Consider the following 18019-nt stretch of genomic DNA (forward strand, 5'->3'; position numbering starts at 1 on the left):
AAGTTCAAGAAAGCGGAGTGAAGAGATGAATCCTTTAAATCCTGATAACCGGAACGAACGGGAGCCCTACGTAGTAACGAGCAAGGGGTATACGGCAGCGGCAATCAACGCTGCGGCCAAGGCGGGGGAATGGATCAAGAGCAGACAGGGACAAGTGAAGGAACTGGGCAGCAAGACGTCGGCGCAGGATCTGGTTACTGAAGTAGATAAAGGTGTGGAGCAGATGATCCGGCGGCTGATCCTGACCCATTATCCCGACCATGCCATTCTTGGTGAAGAGGGTGTTATGCCGGGTGCGGACGCAGTTACAGCCGCTCTGGAGGAAGGGCGGAAGCATGAATACCTGTGGATTGTAGACCCGATTGACGGAACGACCAATTTCGTACACGGCTTTCCCTTCTACTGTGTTTCCATTGCACTTGCGATCAAGGGAGAACTGTCTGTAGGGGTTATTTATGACCCGATCCGTGACGAGATGTTTGTCGCCGAGAAGGGCAAAGGGGCTTACATGCACGGGATTCCTACCTCCGTGTCCAGTGAGACGGAGCCGGGAAGCAGCCTTATCGCTATGGGCTTTCCGCCGGACCGGACCTTCGCCCAGCCGGCGAACATGGCGGGCCTGCAGAATATTCTGCCGCAGGTTCGCGGAATCCGCGCCGGAGGATCGGCGGCACTGCATCTGGCCTATGTCGCAGCAGGCCGGGTAGACGGCTACTGGGAGGTCGGCCTAAGCCCATGGGATTGCGCCGCAGGTGTACTGCTGGTGCTTGAATCCGGAGGCAAAGTGACCGATACGCTGGGCAGTCCTTATGATATTGGTACACGCCATGTAGTGGCGAGCAACGGATATATTCATGATTTCCTGGTTTCAGCGCTGAAGGAAGCGGAAGCAACGGGACATAAGGCTTAAGGAGGCAGCCAAGGCATGGGCGATAATGATGATTTGGAGCGTAAGCTGAGCGAATTGCTGCAGGAAGGCGAAATGGAACAGGGTGACCGGAAGGCTAAGGAAATCCGCCAGATTTCGCCCAAATACGAGATCAGGATCCAGACTATGCTTGATCCTATCGTGGAAGAAACCCTGCGGTACCGCAAGATGGCTTATGAGCTGGATGACCGTTACGACAAATATCTGGAGCGTTCGGGTAAGAGCCTTAACCCGCAGCAGGAGAAGGCCAAAGGACAGACTGCTGAGCCCGGAAATGAACAACAATAGATCGTTGATTGGTAAAGGAGCGGTTTCTCAAATAATGGGAAGCCGCTTCTTTGCGGGAGGCGGGTCAAATGTTAGAATGGAATTATATTAATGTAGGAGGGATACGATGCTGATGGCATGGAAAAAGATTATGGCTGCCGGAACAAGCGGCATGCTTCTGTTCGCGCTGCTTCTTATTACATTGACAGGATCAGTTAGTGCTGCTGATGCGGCGGCAGTACAAGGAGCGGAGCAGGATGTCTTTCGCATCGTGGCGTTGGGGGATTCCGTCACTGCCGGATATGAACCAGGAATGACGGACCCGAACACCAAACCTTACGGCTATGCTGAAAGACTGCTGGAACAAGGCTGGTATCACGGAAGAAGCGCATTGAGCAATTACGGAATACTGGGGCTGACTTCAGCAGGCCTGCTTAATTATACCGCAGCCATTAAGGACGGTACGGCCACTACCCCGGATGGCATACAGGCCGGACTGCGTGATCCGCGGATCAGCCAGTTTGCCGCGCTGACGCCGCAAATCAAGACGGAGCTTGCAGCAGCGGACCTGATTACAATTACAATCGGAGGAAATGATGTCAGCAGCCTCTTTCTGAATGTCAAGGAAATGGCCACTGCGGATTTTGATGCTCAGCTGGAACAGCGTTTGGCAGCTTATGGCACGAACGTGAAGACTGCGCTGGAGAATATACGTGCTGTCAATCCGGCTGCGACCATTCTGCTGGCTGATCAATATCAGCCTGCTCCCAAAATTGCGCTCGGCGCGAACTATACTACACTGATGAGCGCTGCGGAGCGCTTTACCGGAGTAGTGGATAGCATCACGGCAAGCCTGAATAAGGCAGAGGCTCCTGTGCTGACCGCCCATGTTGCCGCACAATTCGCGGGAGTGGAGGCCTCGCTGACCCATATTATCGGCGCGGGGGCAGCGGATTTTCATCCAACCCAGCTGGGGTATGAGAAGATTGCCCGGGTCTTTGCCGAGCTGGTGTGGGGCGAGTACCGGACACCTGCTGTCCCTGCAATGACAACTGCTAACGCTGCTGCACCAATGTCTATTGTCGTAAAGGGTATAGAGCTCAATACACCGAATAAGCCGATCCTGAAGAACGGACAGAACTTTTTGGCGCTCAAGGATATTCTGAATGCCGTAGGCGCTAACGGGAAATGGGACAATAAAACCTCCAGCGCTACAATTGTATATGGCGGTCGTACGGTGGTCATTACCATCGGCTCCAAGTTTATTAAGGTCAATGGTGTGAATCAGGCGATCGATACACCGGCATTTCTGCAAAAAGTCGGCAAAGAGGATAAAACCTATCTGCCGCTCGCTGCGCTCGCTACCGGACTTGGTTTTGATGTGAATTACAGCAGCAAACTGCGGACTGCATTTATAAATCCATAATCTTTATAGTTGTAATTAATAATTAACCATATTGGCAAAGGTGGATGAAATTCGTTGTCTAATGCAAAATATAAGGCGGAATATCTCATTACGATGGATGATATTGTGCGGGAAGGCGACCCCGTGCTCCGCACTGTAACAGAGCCGGTAAAGCTGCCCCTGGGAATCCAGGACCGGGAGGCGCTGCAGTGCATGCTGCAGTTTCTCAAAAACAGCCAGGACGCTGAGCTTTCCGCCAAATATAAACTTCGCTCCGGTGTAGGCTTATCCGCCAACCAGATTGGCCTTACGCAGCGGATGTTCGTGATGTATCTGAAGGATGAGAACGGGAAAACGGTGGAGCATGCCTGGGTTAACCCGAAGATCATCAGCCATTCAGTGGCGATGGTGTATCTGCCTGAGAGCGAAGGCTGCCTGTCCGTTGACCGCCCGGTGCACGGGTTTGTACCACGTTATGAGTCGGTGAAGGTAAAAGGCTATAACCTGGACGGCCAGGAGGTTGTCATGAAATTCAAGGGGTATCAGGCGATCATCATCCAGCATGAAATGGACCATCTGGACGGCGTTATGTTCTACGACCGGATCAACCAGGAGAATCCGTTCAAGCTGCCGCAGGGTGTTGAAATCCGCAGCCTCTATGATCTAAACAGTAAATAACGCATCAGCAGAGGCCGCTGTCCGGATAAGGATGGCGGTTTTTTAGCCTGCCATTAGTTGACTGACTATTTCTTAAATTTGGGAGAATGGTATAATATTTGGTGAATAATAGAATGGTTGCTGGCTATGAACAAATAGCAAATAAAACTGTAGTGACCGTTAAACTGGGTATTGGAGGGATCAGAACGAATGTGGACGACAGTACGGGCAATACCGAATGATTACAACGATGAGGCGAAGCGGATTGATGAAAAGATTCTCGGACTGGTGAAACAGCGCAGAATCCTTGCAGGGGGACAACGGTTTTTTCCGGATCAGGAGACTGTAGAGAAGTGGGCTGCACAGTTTGAAATGGCAAAGGATCAGGTCAATTCGCTGTTGCATAATCTCAATGACGTTTTGCCGATGCGGCAGATCCGTGATGATCCCGGACGGCTCCTTGGAGTCCTGCCAATCATGAAGCGTACGGTCAGTGAAGACTGTGAATTTATCCTCAGCCATGCTATGCAGCATGAAAATGCCAGTATTGTTACTCTGGAGGTAAAATATCAGAAAGAAAATGCCGGGAACATCCATTTAAGGCCTGCGCTGCAGCTGATTATTCTTGGCGGGGAAGAGTATATCATCCGCAGAACCAGTGGCCGTGGCGGGGGAGAACGCTTTGAAATGCGGTTCCGGGTTGAGCCGGCTCTACCTGACGATCTAACGGCTCTAGAGTTTTCATTGATTCCCGGGAATGAGGAGTTCATCAATATCCAGGCGCTTGAAATCAAATTGGACAAGCAGGTCGATTTTTATTAAGGCTGCCAGTTGAGCCCGTTGTATCGGCTAGGCAACGCCAACAGCCCGCTGCATAGCTGCAGCGGGCTGTTGATTTGATTGCTGCCGATGAAGCGGCAACAGGTGCGGTCTTACTGATGGAACAGCTTACTTCTCAGCAGCCATGGCCTGGAAGGAGGCCTCAGCCGCTTCCAGTGTCGCATCAATATCAGCATCGGTATGGGCTGTAGTCAGGAACCAGGCCTCATATTTAGACGGGGCAAGGTTGATGCCGCGGTCCAGCATATGGCGGAAGAAGCTGGCGAACATTTCGCCGTCCGTATCCTGAGCTTCTTCATAGTTCGTAATCGGATGAGCGCAGAAGTGGGTAGAGAATGAGCCGCGGATCCGGTTGATCGTCAGCGGAATGCCGTGACGGTCTGCGGAAGCCTGCAGGCCTTCGGTCAGGCGGATTGCTAGCCGCTCCATTTCCTCGTACACCCCTGCGCCTTGTAGTACTTCAAGACAGGCAATTCCGGCCGAGATGGAGGCCGGGTTGCCGGCCATGGTTCCGGCCTGATAAGCCGGTCCCAGCGGAGCGACCTGCTCCATGACATGCTTGCGGCCGCCGTAAGCACCGATGGGCAGACCGCCGCCGATGATTTTGCCAAGCGCAGTCAGATCCGGGGTGATGTCTTCGTGATTATCAAGACCCGCATAGGTCTGGGTGGAGCCGTAGTGGAAGCGGAAAGCAGTGATCACCTCGTCGTAAATGACGAGAGAGCCGTTGTCATGCGCCAGCTTGCACAGTCCTTCGAGAAAACCCGCTTTAGGCATAACCATGCCGAAATTGCCGACAATCGGCTCAACCATGACTGCGGCAACATCCTCGCCCCATTTCTCCAGTGCCGCGCGGAGGCTGTCCAGATCGTTGAACGGAACCGTAATGACTTCCTGGGCGATGCTGCCCGGTACACCGGCGCTGTCCGGGATGCCGAGAGTGGAAGGGCCGGAACCTGCGGCTACCAGTATCAGATCGGAATGTCCGTGATAGCAGCCGGCGAATTTAACGATCTTGCTGCGCTTCGTATAAGCGCGGGCTACACGGATTGTGGTCATAACGGCTTCTGTACCGGAGTTGACGAAGCGTACTTTATCCATCGAAGGGATGGCTTCCTTGAGCATCTTGGCCAGCTTGATTTCAAGCTGGGTAGGCGTTCCGTAGAGGATGCCATTCTGTGCAGCTTCCGTAATCGCTGCTGTGATATGCGGATGGGCATGGCCGGTAATAATCGGGCCGTATGCCGCGAGGTAATCGATGTACTCGTTGCCGTCCTCATCCCAGAAGCGTGAGCCTCCGGCACGTTTCATGAATACCGGGGCGCCTCCGCCAACGGCTTTGAAGGAACGGGAGGGACTGTTGACGCCCCCGACAATATGCTGAAGAGCTTCCTCGTATAATTGCGCTGATGTGCTGCGGTTCATAATAGATCATCCTTTCATTTGTCCTCAGGGCAAGGGAACGGGCGAACAGCGATGGATATCGTTGTCCGCCCGTCCTTAGGCCGAGTAGGTGTAGTGCTTCACTAGTTTCCGCTTGTGGCTGATGGACTGCTCTCTGGAGAGGCTTCCGGGGATGCCGTTGGCTCGGGTGCAGTCATGGTATCCTGTACGAACTCCTTAAGCTCATCCTCGCTGCTGATGCCGATGACAGATGCGCCGCCGCTGGTCTTTTCTTCAGTCAGCAGTTCCATTGGCGGAATCTGTTCGCTGCCGCCCATCGAGCTGTCATAACCTACGCTAGCCAGCTTCCACATATCGTCAACGGACAGGTTCGTATCGATATACGGGGTAACCTGTGAGAGAATGCTTGGCAGCTTGATAATCGAAGTGGTACTGATTACCTTGTCCGCTACGGCTTTCAGGAAGCCGCGCTGGCGTTCTGTCCGGGTGAAATCGGAGGTAGCGTCATGACGGAAACGCACATATTGCAGTGCCATATTACCGTCGAGATGCTGGAAGCCCTGTTTGAGATCAATGTCGTATTCAGGCCCGTCGGCTATGGTCTTGTAAACCATGTCCTTCTCGACCTCATAATCAATTCCGCCGACCGCATCCACTAGCTTAATGAAGCCTTGGAAATCGGTGTAGACATAGTATTGAATCGGGATACCGAGCAGGTCGCTGACCGTCTGCATCGCCGTGTTGGGACCGTGGGTGATCGCTGTATTAATGCGCTCCTTGTCATATCCGGGAATATCCACGTAGGTATCACGAAGAATGGAGAATACATAGAATTTCTTCTTTACCGGATCAAGAGAGGCAACCAGCATCGTATCCGAGCGTGGGACTTCGCCTTTCTTCACTCCGCGCGCATCGACACCCATGAGGAGGATGTTTACGGGCTCGGTACCTTCCCATTTCGGAGGCTGAACAGCTTCAGCTGAAGGAGAGGGGACGGCTGCAAAAGGGGAAGCAGAACCGGTTTTGTGTAAATTGTCCAGCTGGTTGTAGATAGAGGTGAAGTAAAAGATCGTCCCGCCGACAACTAGGAGAAGTATAATTGCCAGAGTCCAGAGCAGCGGTTTCTTCTTTGATTTGCCGGCTTTTGTTTGCCGGTTCTTTCTTGGTGGCATTTCGTTCTTCCTTTCGCATTCACATTGACTACATTATAATTTCTTTTAGGAATACAAGCAATTTCGGAATATTCCGCCAAATTTTTTAGAAAAATTATAATGAAGAAGGTAAGGAGTGGATACATATGACGAATATTATCGAAATTGGGCAGCAGGTACCGGATTTTACGCTTCCAGCATCAACAGGCGGGGTGATGAGCTTAAGCCAGTTCCGCGGACGCAAGGTGCTGCTTTATTTTTATCCGAAAAATATGACGCCCGCCTGTACCCAGGAGGCCTGTGAATTCCGTGACGCCCATGATGAAATCACCGCCCAGGGGGCCGTAGTGCTGGGAATCAGCCCGGACAGTCTGGCTTCGCATGCCAAGTTCATCAGCAAGAATGGTCTGCCGTTCCCGTTATTGTCGGATGAAGATCATCTGGTAAGCGAAATGTTCGGGGTCTGGCAGCTGAAAAAACTGTATGGCAGAGAATTTATGGGCATCGTACGCTCCACTTTTCTTATCGATGAGCAGGGGATACTTACGGCGGAATGGAAAAAAGTCCGCGTAAAAGGCCATGTGGAAAAGGCCGTAGAAGAAATCATGAAATAATTAAGTATGATGGTAATGATTTCTAAATGTCTATAACATTTTTAACAGCTTTCCTAAGGCGCTCTCATGATATAGTTGCCTCATATTACTTCAAATTTGGGGAATGGCAAGGGGATGGCATGATGATGCGTATTGGGCTTGATGTCGGATCAACTACGGCCAAATTGGTTGTTATAGAGCGGAATACAATTGTTTATCAAGATTATGTTAGACACTATAGCGATATAAAAAAAGCTGCCCTATCCCTTCTGTCTGATGTCCGGGACAGATTTCCGGATAGGAAAGCAGCATTAACTGTAAGCGGTTCCTCGGGCCTGTCTTTATCGAAGCTTGGCGGGGTCCCCTTTGTTCAAGAGGTTATTGCCTGTACCAAAGCGATTAGCGAGCTGATCCCGCAGTGTGATACGGCAATTGAACTTGGCGGGGAAGACGCCAAGATTATTTATTTAAACGGCGGCATCGAGCAGCGGATGAACACCGCCTGTGCAGGCGGCACAGGCGCTTTCATTGATCAGATGGCTTCGCTGCTGCAGACAGATCCTGCCGGCCTGAACACGCTTGCGGAGAAGCATGAGCGGATTTATCCCATCGCTTCGCGCTGCGGCGTATTTGCCAAAAGTGATGTGCAGCCCCTGCTTAATGAAGGGGCGCGGCGTGAGGATGTCGCCGCCTCGATCTTTCAGAGCATCGTGAATCAGACCATCAGCGGTCTGGCCTGCGGGCGTCCGATCCGTGGCCGGGTGGCTTTTTTGGGCGGTCCGCTGACCTTTCTGCCTGCGCTGCGGGAGCGGTTTGCACAGACGCTGGGACTTAAGGAGGGCGAGATGCTGTTCCCGGAACGCTCCCAGTATTTCGTAGCGATTGGTTCAGCGCTGTCGCAATCGGAGCCGCTCGTCCTGCCGCTGGCAGACTGGATTGCACGGATTGCCGCGGTCGATTTCAAGACCGACCGAGCCGAAGACGCCGAACTGCCGCCGCTGTTCGAAACGGCTGCGGATTTGGCTGACTTCCGGCTGCGCCACGTCAAAGCTTCGGTTGCCCGTGCAGAGCTGGCCGACTACAGCGGCCCGTGCTATCTCGGAATCGACGCCGGTTCAACCACAACAAAGCTGGTGCTCACAGGTGCAGACGATGAAATTCTGTATACCTCATATGGAAGTAATAAGGGAAATCCGCTGCAGTCTGTTAGTGATGCCCTGAAGGAAATCTACCGGATTCTGCCGCAGGACTGCTATATTGCCGGCTCCTATGCGACCGGTTACGGAGAAGGCCTGATTAAGGCTGCACTGCGCACGGACGGCGGGGAAGTGGAGACGGTAGCCCATTATAAGGCAGCCTCCAAGTTCATGCCGGAGGTTGATTTTATTCTCGATATCGGCGGCCAGGATATGAAGTGCATCAAAATCCGCGGAGGAGCGATCGACAGTCTGATGCTCAACGAAGCCTGCTCGGCGGGCTGCGGTTCGTTTCTGGAGAGTTTTGCCTCTGCCCTGGAGCTTGGTATTGAGGAATTCGCCAAATCCGCGCTGGAATCGAGCAAGCCGGTTAATTTGGGCTCACGCTGTACTGTATTTATGAATTCCAAGGTGAAGCAGGTTCAGAAGGAAGGCGCCTCCCTGGCCGACCTGTCGGCAGGACTCGCCTACTCCGTCATTAAGAATGCACTGCAAAAGGTCATCAAAATCCGCAACCCTGAGGATCTAGGACGCAATATTATTGTCCAGGGCGGGACCTTCTATAATGAAGCGGTTTTACGGGCATTTGAGCAGCTGACCGGCAGAACGGTGGTAAGACCGGATATTGCCGGTGTTATGGGAGCGTACGGCTGTGCGCTGATTGCCAAGGAGAATGCCGGCGCCGGCGGATTCAGCACACTGCTTGGTCCGGAAGAGCTGGATGCATTCACCTATGAAGTTTCCCCGGGCCGCTGCGGCCTGTGCGCCAACAACTGTGCACTGACCATTAGCCGTTTCCCCGACAAGAGCTTCCACGTCACCGGGAACCGCTGTGAGCGGGGGGCGGGCGGCAAAAAGAAGAAGAACACACTGCCTAATCTGATGCAGTATAAATATGAGCGCTTTTTTGATTATGAAGGGCTGCCTGAGGAGCAGGCGGAGCGGGGAACCGTCGGGATTCCGCGGACAATGAACATGTTCGAAAATTATCCGTTCTGGCATACATTCTTTACCGCCTTGCGCTACCGGACTGTGCTATCTCCCAAATCCAGTAAAAAGCTCTACGAGAGCGGAATGGATACCATTCCCTCCGAATCGATTTGCTATCCGGCCAAAATGGCCCACGGGCATGTGCAAAGCCTCGTCAGCAAAGGTGTTGACTTCATTTTTTATCCGGCAATTGTGTACGAAAAGAAGGAGGATGACGCGGCAACGAATCATTTTAATTGCCCGGTGGTCGCTTCCTATCCCGAGGTTATCCGCAACAATATGGATAGTCTGAAGGAGGGGGGAGTTCCGCTCGTCAGCCCGTTCCTGACCTTTGACGATATTGCTGCCCTGACCAAAGGGCTGATCAAGACGTTCACAGACATTCCGAAGGAAGAAATATTCGCAGCAGTACAGGCGGGACTGGCCGAAGCGGAGCATGCCAAAAAGGATGTGCGTACGAAAGGTGAGGAGACGCTGGATTTCCTGAGCACCACAGGCACGAAAGGGATTCTGCTCTGCGGACATCCCTATCACGCCGATCCTGAGATCAACCATGGGATTGCCGATATGATCACCGGGATGGGGCTCGCTGTACTGACCGAGGATTCGGTCTGCCATCTGGACCGCAGTGAAGGCGATGTCGCAGTGGTCAACCAATGGACCTACCATGCCCGGATGTACCGGGCCGCGCGACTGGCGGCTTCCAGAAACGATCTGGAGCTGGTTCAGCTGACCTCCTTCGGCTGCGGCATAGATGCGATTACCTGTGATGCCGTCCAGGAGATTATGGAGCGGCACAACAAAGTGTACACCTTGATTAAAATCGATGAGATCAGTAATCTCGGTGCAGCCCGAATCCGCCTGCGCTCGCTTCAGGCAGCCATGCGTGAGCGGGAGAGAAGTGATGTGCAGCCCCAGCTGCTGTATAAAACCCAGGCCAATGTTCCGTTTACCAAGGAAATGAAGGAGACATATACGATTCTGGCGCCGCAGATGTCCCCTGTCCACTTCGAATTGTTCGAACGCGTCTTCCGTGATGCCGGATACCGTCTTAAGGTGCTGGAAACCACCGGGCCGCAGGAGACGGAGGAAGGCCTCAGATTTGTTAACAATGATGCCTGCTATCCAGCCATAGTCACTATCGGGCAGATTCTGTCGGCGCTTAAGAGCGGAGATTATGATCCGAACCGGACCGCAGTCATCATGTCACAGACGGGCGGAGGGTGCCGGGCTACCAACTATATTTCGCTACTGCGCAAGGCGCTCAAAGACTCCGATCTGGGGCAAATCCCGGTAATCTCCCTGAATGCCTCGGGGATGGAGAATCAGCCCGGCTTCCGCATTAGCCTGAAGCTGGCCAACCGGCTGGTCGCAGCGGCCTGCTACGGCGATCTGATGATGCGGCTCCTGCACCGGTTCAGACCGTACGAGCGGATACCGGGAAGCGCGGAACTGCTGTACCGTAAAGGGATGGAACGCTGCAAGAGCAGCCTGTCGAACTTCTCGTTCCGTGAGTACAAACGGGTGATCCGGGGGATTGTCGCCGAGTTCAGCCGTCTGCCGGTCCACTCGGCCTTGAAATCGAAAGTCGGTATTGTCGGCGAAATTCTGATCAAGTTCCACCCGGACGCCAACAACCGGATCATTGAGATGATCGAAGCGGAGGGCGGCGAAGCGGTGATGCCGGATTTCCTGGACTTTATCTTCTATTGCATCTATAACCCGATCTACAAGGCGGAGCAATTCGGCAAGAGCAAGAGGCTGGGATACATTAATCCGATGCTGATCTCTTATCTGGAAATTTACCGCAAGCCGGTCAAAGTAGCGCTGGAGGAAGCGGGCCTGGCTAAGAGCAGAGAGAACATTTACGGCCTGGCTGAGAAGGCAAGCCGCCTTGTCTCTGTCGGTAATCAGATGGGCGAAGGCTGGTTCCTGACAGCTGAGATGATGGACCTGCTGGACAACGGAGTGAATAATATTGTCTGTATTCAGCCGTTCGCCTGCCTGCCGAACCATATCACAGGGCGTGGCATGATTAAGGGGCTGAAGGAACTGTATCCCGGCGCCAACATTGCTGCCATTGACTACGATGCGGGAGTCAGTGTGGTGAATCAGGCAAACCGGATTAAGCTGATGATGTCCATCGCCAGCGAACTGGTAAGCGGCACGCATGCTAAACCGGCGGCAGCCAGTCTGATACAGCCGGCGATGCTGGGGACCTTCGGAAGCGGAGTATAGTCTTGGGCACATATATAAGCAAGCGGACCGGGGGTTCTCCCCGGTCCGTTTTTTTGTTGCTATGTACTGCGGGCAAGTGATTTCTGCAGCTTAAGCTTTACTTGCATCGCTTTGTTCAGATGGAGGAAGTTATGCCGGGTAGCCGGCATCAGCACCAGGCCGGCCAGGGTTTTGCCGCCCCAGTAATCAAGCAGCCATTGCTCGGAGGCTTTTACAGCCCCTTGCGCGCTGACTTGCCTAATCCGTTCAGGGTTTACCTTGTCCTTCAATTGATCCGGACGTAATCCCGGAATAATGGAACGGGTCCGCTTAGCGACCGCCTGCCGGTAATCTGATAACGCATCGATGGAGATAGATGCGCTTAGCTCGGCGATTTCCCCCTCGTCCATCCCGTTACCGGTATGGATGAAGCGGGTTTGCAGCTTACTTGCATAATCCTCACTGTGAAGGAGCTGCTCCTGCCCTGAGATTAGGACGTTCATCGTGAGGTCTTCGATCCGTGCACAATGCCAAAGATGCCAGGCGATGGAGTTTTGACTGTTGGAAGTCCGGACCGGATAAGCACGGAAAGTCTGCTCCCGTAACCCGCTGAGAATGGCGTCCTCATAGGTTGGCTGCACGGAAGGTTCCCGGCCGGAGGCATACAGCCATCTGTGCTGTTCCAGGAAAAGGGCAATGGCGTTAGGATACTCCTCAGGCTTGGATAGTATCCCGGTTAATATTTTGTGATTGGCATTCCAATGTTTTCGCTGCTCAAGATTCATCAGAAGTTCCCCGCTTTCCTCTAAATGATCCTCACAGCTTAATTATAAATAAAATCCAAATTTGAGCGTATTTTAGAAGTGTCTATTTTACGGCGGCAGTCCAAACTAAGCAAAGAAAGATCGTTCTTTCATACAAATGTTAGTGAGAGAAAGCAGAAAGATTGATTTTCAGAAATTTTCAGCAAGCTATTGACGAGGAAATATGTAAAGAGTAAAATAGTTCGCATGCGAAGTAATTATTATTCAAGCGAACGGGGCGATAAATGTGGAGGAAAAGGAAAAGCAGCTGGATGATATTCTCTCTTCTTTCCGTTGCATCACCCATAATTTCCAGCAGCTTTTGTGGAAAGACGCAGAAGAGCTGAATATTACATCAACCCAGTTGATGGTGCTGCGCAAGTTGGCGATGCACCCCGATATTGGAATCACTGAGCTTGCCGATCTGCTTCATTTGGGGAACAGTGCAGCAAGCGGAGTAGTGGACCGGATGGTAAAGGCTGGACTGATTACCCGGCAACGCTCGCAGAGCGACAGACGCATATTTAACCTGGCAGTAACCGACAAGGGAAAAGAAATAAGGGAGCTTAGCAAGCAATCCCTTAGGAAGCACCTGCAGCCCCTCACTGAAATACCTGCTGAGGATGCCCAGGAGCTGCTGCGGCTGCACGGCGAAATTCTGAAAATTTTAGTGCAAGGGAGAGAAAACAAGAAACTATGAGTACAATAACTGCAAACGCTGGCGGAGAAGCCAAGGCCATCCGCAGAGGCCCGATTATCGCAGCGCTTCTGATCGGTGCTTTCGTCGCATTGCTCAATCAGACGCTGATGAATGTGGCACTGCCGAAGATGATGGAGGATTTGAACATTGCCGCCAATACGGCGCAATGGCTGACTACCGGTTTTATGCTGGTGAACGGGGTGCTGATCCCGATCAGTGCCTACCTGGTGGAGAAGTTTACTACCCGCCAGCTGTTTATTACCGCAATGATATTATTTTCTATTGGTACATTAATTTGTGCAGTCGGAACGGGTTTTGAAATGATTATGGTCGGCCGTGTGGTTCAGGCTGTCGGCGCCGGCATTCTGATGCCGCTGATGAACATCGTGTTCCTCCGCATCTTCCCGATCGAAGAACGCGGCAAAGCAATGGGGCTTATGGCTGTAGCCATGATCTTTGCCCCGGCCGTTGGACCGACACTGTCCGGCTGGGTAGTACAGAATTATTCGTGGCGTGTGCTGTTCTACATCGTACTGCCGCTTGCCATTTTCTCCACACTGCTTGGGATGAAGGCGATGCAGAATGTCGGGAAGCTTACTTCTCCCAAGCTGGATAAGTTGGGTATTGTGTTATCAACCCTTGGATTTGGCGGACTGCTGTACGGCTTCAGTGATGCAGGAACCGACGGCTGGAAGAGCGCAACCGTAATTTCTTGCCTGATCTTAGGGGTGGTATCGCTGATCCTGTTCGTATGGCGTGAGCTTACAACGGATAAACCGCTGCTGGAGTTCCGTATTTTCCGGTACAACATGTACTCTCTGACTACAGTAATCAACATTATCGTTACCATGGCTATGTATGCCGGTATGATCCTGCTGCCGATTTACCTGCAGACCATCCGCGGCTTTACACCGATGGAATCAGGTCTGATGCTGCTGCCAGGTGCTATCCTGATGGGGATTATGTCCCCGATCACAGGGATTATTTTTGATAAAATCGGTGCGAGATGGCTGGCCGTTATCGGTTTGCTGATTACCACCATTACGACCTGGGAATTCAGTCAGATTTCTGACTCCACCACTTACACGCACTTAATTTTGACTTATACTGCCCGGATGTTCGGGATGTCCATGCTGATGATGCCGATTGTGACGGCCGGACTTAACCAGCTGCCACAGCGCCTCAGCTCGCATGGTACTGCAATGTCGAATACACTGCGTACCGTAGGCGGAGCACTGGGGATGGCACTCTTTGTCAGCCTTATGACCAACCGTACGAAGAGCAATATCACGGAGGCCCTGACAAGCGGGGCGGTATCACAGAGTGATAAAGCTGCAATGCTCAAGCTTACACAGGAAGCAACCATCAACGGGATCACACATGCGTTTACAGTGGCTACATGGGTGACGGTTGTGGCTCTGGTCCTGGCTCTGTTCATCAAGAAAACATCGCCGCAGGCCGACTTCCTGAAGTCAGAGGAAGCAGAACCGGCAGCGCCTAATACGGTGAAATCTCAACAAGCGCAGACTGTAAAATAAATCATAAGAAAACGGGACATTCCGGCGGCTGGGCTGCGGATTGTCCCGTTTTTTCTTTATTCAGCCAGAACCCTGAGCGGATGCTTTCAGGGTTCTTTGGTTTGTGGAGGGCCATTATATTTAGCGGCGACCCCTGCCGCAATCTCACCCAGCTTAAGCCGGATATGTTCCGGCTCCAGTACTTCTGCTACGGTTCCGAACCCCAGCAGGAAACCGTACAGCCAGTGATCCTCCGGGTAGTAGACAGTCACGGTGTATCCCCCGTTCCCGTCCGGCTGAAGCTCGCTGTAATCAAAATAGTCTTCCGCAAGATGTCTGCCTTCAGCGGAAAAGTGCAGCACAACGGGTGTCGTGTCCGAGGGGGTTGACCATCCGCTGCTCCAGGGCAGCTCCTTCAAGGGGAGCTCCTGCCGGACATAGCTGCGCTTTTCCTTGATCAGCGACTTCATGCGCAGCAGCTTAAACAGCCGGAAATCCTCGCGCTCAGCACAGAATCCGTACAAGTACCATGCCCGTCCCTTGAGTACAAGCGTGTAGGGATCTACAGAACGATGGCTTATTTTACCGTCAGCTGCCACATATTCGAAGGATACGGCGGCCGTTTCCTCCAGAGCTTCTCTGAGCAGAGTGAGCCGTTCCTCCAGCGGCCTCTGCAATCCCCAGGGGGAGAAATCGACGATCAGCTGGGTGGTTTTACTCCGGAAGGCGGCGGTTTGGGAGGGAGGGATGACGCTGCTGATTTTTTCCATGAGCAAGCTGTGCTCGCCCCCTCCGGCGGAGGATACACTTTGCAGCGCGGTGAAAATGTCTGCGAGCTCGTGCTCCGTCAGCACATTGCGGTCGAGGCGGTAGCCCTCCATCAGCCCGATTCCGCCGCCAGCTCCCTGATAAGTCACGACGGGAATGCCGGCGCCGTTGATGCTGTCAATGTCCCGGTAAATGGTGCGTACCGATACCTCAAACATCTCGGCGAGCTCCTTAGCCTGGATCAGGGGGCGGTTCATCAGCAGAATGACGATGGAGAGCAGACGGTCTATTTTCACGGGAGGGCACCTTCTTTATCAGTGAATTTCCATAAGGCAATCAACAATCATTCTATAATTTTCGCTAGTGAAAGAAAAGAAAGCATTGCCATAACGATATAATTCGATTACTATCTAATTAGATGTTTATATAAATTGAATTGTGAGGGTATTTCAATGGTTAACGGGATTACGGTTCCGGCCGAAAAGCGGCTGAAGGGCTATCCAAGGCTTTTCGCTGCCGGACTGATTAACGGAATAGGAGACCGTTTCAGCAGTGTTGCCATGCTGGCACTGGTCCTTCAGCTGACCGGGTCGGGCATGGCGGTAGGCATTTCACTCGGGGTACGGGTGCTGCCCTATCTTTTTATGGCTCCACTGGGGGGGATGCTGGCTACCAGGCTGCCGCGCAAAGCCATTATGATTGTGGTAGATTTGCTGCGTATCCCTGTCGCATTGTCATTTCTGCTGGTTAATGGGGAAAGCAGACTCTGGGTGCTTTATGCCGGCAGTTTCTTAATGGCTGCTGGGGAAGCGGTATATAGCCCGGTACGCAAATCGTCGATTCCTTTACTGGCCGATGCCTCTGCACTTCTTAGAATCAACGGCCTGGAACAGCTGATGAACGGCTGTGTGCTTATTCTTGGCGCGTTTATCGGCGGTATCGTCTCGCTCTGGTTCGGTCCGGACATGGCGTTTATTGTGAATGCAGCATCCTTTTTAGTGGCGGCATTGCTGCTATGGGGGCTTCGTTTCCCGCAGCCTGACGGGAGGTCAACTGTGCAGGCAGAAGAGGAAATGTTTCAGGAACCTGCAGCGGGGGGTCAAGGAACGGCAGGACGTTTTCAGACCCTTAAAGTTGTGGCCCGGGGCAGTCTGGCGCTGCAGATTGTGATCGGGTATGAACTGCTGGTACCGGTTATTAACGGCTGGGACAATGTATTGATCAGTGTATATGCTGTTCAGGAGTTTCACGCTGGGGATGCCGGGGTTGGCGCTTTTTATGCGGCGCTCGGGATTGGACTCAGCCTTAGCTTTTTTGCAGGCCGGCTGCTTCAGAAGCGGCTGCTGACCATAGCGCTCTCGGGTCTCCTGCTGGAAGGGTTGCTGCATATGACAATCAGCGCAAGCAGTCATTTCATTCATGTCTTCTTCTTGTATATTTTGCTGTCTCTGGCGGGAGGACTCGGCAACGCCTGTCTGGACACCCTTGTCATGCGGGAGACGCCGGTTCAGCTGCAGCCAGTAATTTTTGGAATGCTGTCGGCGGCGGGCGGGACACTCGTAGGAATATCGATGCTCGGCGCCGGCTGGCTGCTTGAATACGTTGAGCCGCGCATGCTCGGGTTCGCCGGCGGGGCGGGATTCGCAGGAATTGCGCTGCTGCTGGCAGGATACGCTTTAATGAGAAGCAGGCAGAAGAAGGTATCGTCTGAACACTAAAGTTCAGGGCGTATTAAAAAAGCAGCCAGGGCGGCCTTTTCGAAAATCATTCGAAAGGCGCCTGGCTGCTTTTTTCGATATTGCAAATGTAAGGCCTCAGCGGCCCTTGGAAGTCTCCTTCAGTTTGGCTTTCAGTTCAAGATCCGGTTTGCGCCGGAGCAGACGGATGGCCAGTGTGCGGCGGTAGCGGTAGATGATGATCAGCCCTGCAAGGGCCGCAAGACCGGAGATGATCCAAGGTGCATACAGCTCGAACAGGTGGAAAATGCCCATCCATTGCGGTCCGAATATTTTTCCGATGCCCAAGAACAGCAGCACCCAGAGCAGGGCTCCACCGTAAGCGTACATGGCAAACTTGCGGAAGGGCAAAGCGATAATGCCGGAAAAGTAACCGGTAAAGTGGCGGACTCCAGGGATAAAATAGCCGATGGAAATCAGAAGGCTCCCGTACCGCTCGAACCAGCGCTGCGTCTTCTCCAGCTTGGCCGGAGAGAACAGAAACCATTTGCCGTAGCGCTGAATGAAGGGAAGCCCCGCTTTTAGGCCGATGAGATAGGTTATGGTCATTCCGGCAGTAGTGCCTGCAAAAGCCACAGCAACCAGCGCCGGGAAATCCAGCCTCCCGGTATAAGAAAGGAAGCCTGCAAAGGCCATTGTTGTCTCCCCTGGAAAAGGCAAGGCTACAAACTCCAGCAAAAGTCCAAAGAACAGTACATTATATCCGTAATTGGCGAATAACTCCTGAATCCATTTTAGCATTTCCATAACCAAGTCACTCTCCAAGGGCAGCATGCCTAATTCTATTTTGAAGCTTGTCTTCATACAATCTACCAATAAGTTTGAAGCGCCAATAGAATGCTGGAGG

At 52.7% G+C, this 18019-nt stretch carries 15 protein-coding genes; 10 read left to right on the top strand and 5 right to left on the bottom strand.

Annotated features, from left to right (window positions below; translation table 11 throughout):
• Positions 1-25 precede the first annotated feature (25 nt).
• From L6H70_RS20180 to L6H70_RS20200, 5 genes are all read left to right on the top strand, one after another.
• Positions 26-910 (top strand): inositol monophosphatase family protein, encoded by an 885-nt coding sequence (locus tag L6H70_RS20180; RefSeq protein WP_236335872.1) that lies wholly within the window; start codon positions 26-28, stop codon positions 908-910.
• Between the two features lie 15 nt (positions 911-925).
• Entirely contained in the window at positions 926-1216 is a 291-nt protein-coding gene (locus tag L6H70_RS20185) for a hypothetical protein (RefSeq protein WP_236335873.1), read from the top strand.
• A 106-nt stretch (positions 1217-1322) separates the two neighbouring features.
• Positions 1323-2621, top strand: coding sequence for a stalk domain-containing protein (locus L6H70_RS20190; RefSeq protein WP_236335875.1), 1299 nt, complete (start codon positions 1323-1325; stop codon positions 2619-2621).
• Between the two features lie 93 nt (positions 2622-2714).
• A complete protein-coding gene (gene def / locus L6H70_RS20195; RefSeq protein WP_236335915.1) occupies positions 2715-3278 on the top strand; it encodes a peptide deformylase in 564 nt (187 codons plus the stop codon).
• A 189-nt stretch (positions 3279-3467) separates the two neighbouring features.
• Positions 3468-4079: a hypothetical protein gene (locus tag L6H70_RS20200; RefSeq protein ID WP_236335876.1), complete on the top strand. Its 612-nt coding sequence runs from the start codon at positions 3468-3470 to the stop codon at positions 4077-4079.
• Between the two features lie 126 nt (positions 4080-4205).
• Here the strand turns inward: L6H70_RS20200 and L6H70_RS20205 are convergent, their stop codons facing one another.
• Positions 4206-5522 carry a glutamate-1-semialdehyde 2,1-aminomutase gene (locus tag L6H70_RS20205; RefSeq protein WP_236335877.1) on the bottom strand — a complete coding sequence of 439 codons (1317 nt, stop codon included), beginning with the start codon at positions 5520-5522 and terminating at the stop codon, positions 4206-4208.
• A 101-nt stretch (positions 5523-5623) separates the two neighbouring features.
• Entirely contained in the window at positions 5624-6673 is a 1050-nt protein-coding gene (locus L6H70_RS20210; protein ID WP_236335878.1) for an LCP family protein, read from the bottom strand.
• Between the two features lie 125 nt (positions 6674-6798).
• Here L6H70_RS20210 and bcp point away from each other — a divergent pair, with 125 nt between their 5' ends.
• Together bcp and L6H70_RS20220 are read left to right on the top strand one after the other, a co-directional pair.
• The gene (gene bcp / locus L6H70_RS20215) at positions 6799-7266 is read left to right on the top strand and encodes a thioredoxin-dependent thiol peroxidase (RefSeq protein WP_236335879.1); all 468 of its coding nucleotides are present in this window, start codon (positions 6799-6801) and stop codon (positions 7264-7266) included.
• 122 nt (positions 7267-7388) lie between these two features.
• Entirely contained in the window at positions 7389-11669 is a 4281-nt protein-coding gene (locus tag L6H70_RS20220; protein WP_236335880.1) for a 2-hydroxyacyl-CoA dehydratase, read from the top strand.
• Positions 11670-11728: 59 nt separating this feature from the next.
• On the opposite strand, the gene L6H70_RS20225 is transcribed toward L6H70_RS20220, so the two are convergent.
• Complete coding sequence (locus L6H70_RS20225) at positions 11729-12433, bottom strand: DinB family protein (RefSeq protein WP_236335881.1); 705 nt, start codon at positions 12431-12433, stop codon at positions 11729-11731.
• Positions 12434-12698: 265 nt separating this feature from the next.
• Here L6H70_RS20225 and L6H70_RS20230 point away from each other — a divergent pair, with 265 nt between their 5' ends.
• Both L6H70_RS20230 and L6H70_RS20235 read left to right on the top strand, forming a co-directional pair.
• A complete protein-coding gene (locus L6H70_RS20230) occupies positions 12699-13151 on the top strand; it encodes a MarR family winged helix-turn-helix transcriptional regulator (RefSeq protein WP_236335882.1) in 453 nt (150 codons plus the stop codon).
• On the top strand, positions 13148-14689 hold the full coding sequence (locus tag L6H70_RS20235; RefSeq protein WP_236335883.1) for a DHA2 family efflux MFS transporter permease subunit: 1542 nt from the start codon (positions 13148-13150) through the stop codon (positions 14687-14689). The genes L6H70_RS20230 and L6H70_RS20235 overlap by 4 nt, the downstream gene beginning before the upstream one ends.
• An 86-nt stretch (positions 14690-14775) precedes the next feature.
• Here L6H70_RS20235 and L6H70_RS20240 read toward each other — a convergent pair whose 3' ends face one another.
• Positions 14776-15732, bottom strand: coding sequence for a helix-turn-helix transcriptional regulator (locus L6H70_RS20240; RefSeq protein WP_236335884.1), 957 nt, complete (start codon positions 15730-15732; stop codon positions 14776-14778).
• 156 nt (positions 15733-15888) lie between these two features.
• Between L6H70_RS20240 and L6H70_RS20245 the strand changes: the two genes are divergently transcribed.
• Positions 15889-17154, top strand: a complete 1266-nt coding sequence (locus L6H70_RS20245) for an MFS transporter (protein WP_236335885.1) — start codon at positions 15889-15891, stop codon at positions 17152-17154.
• A gap of 96 nt (positions 17155-17250) precedes the next feature.
• Here L6H70_RS20245 and L6H70_RS20250 read toward each other — a convergent pair whose 3' ends face one another.
• Positions 17251-17919, bottom strand: coding sequence for a DedA family protein (locus tag L6H70_RS20250; protein WP_236335886.1), 669 nt, complete (start codon positions 17917-17919; stop codon positions 17251-17253).
• Positions 17920-18019 lie beyond the last annotated feature (100 nt).

Origin of the sequence: Paenibacillus auburnensis, assembly GCF_927798115.1 — a bacterium.
Taxonomy (GTDB): Bacteria; Bacillota; Bacilli; order Paenibacillales; family Paenibacillaceae; genus Paenibacillus_AQ; species Paenibacillus_AQ auburnensis.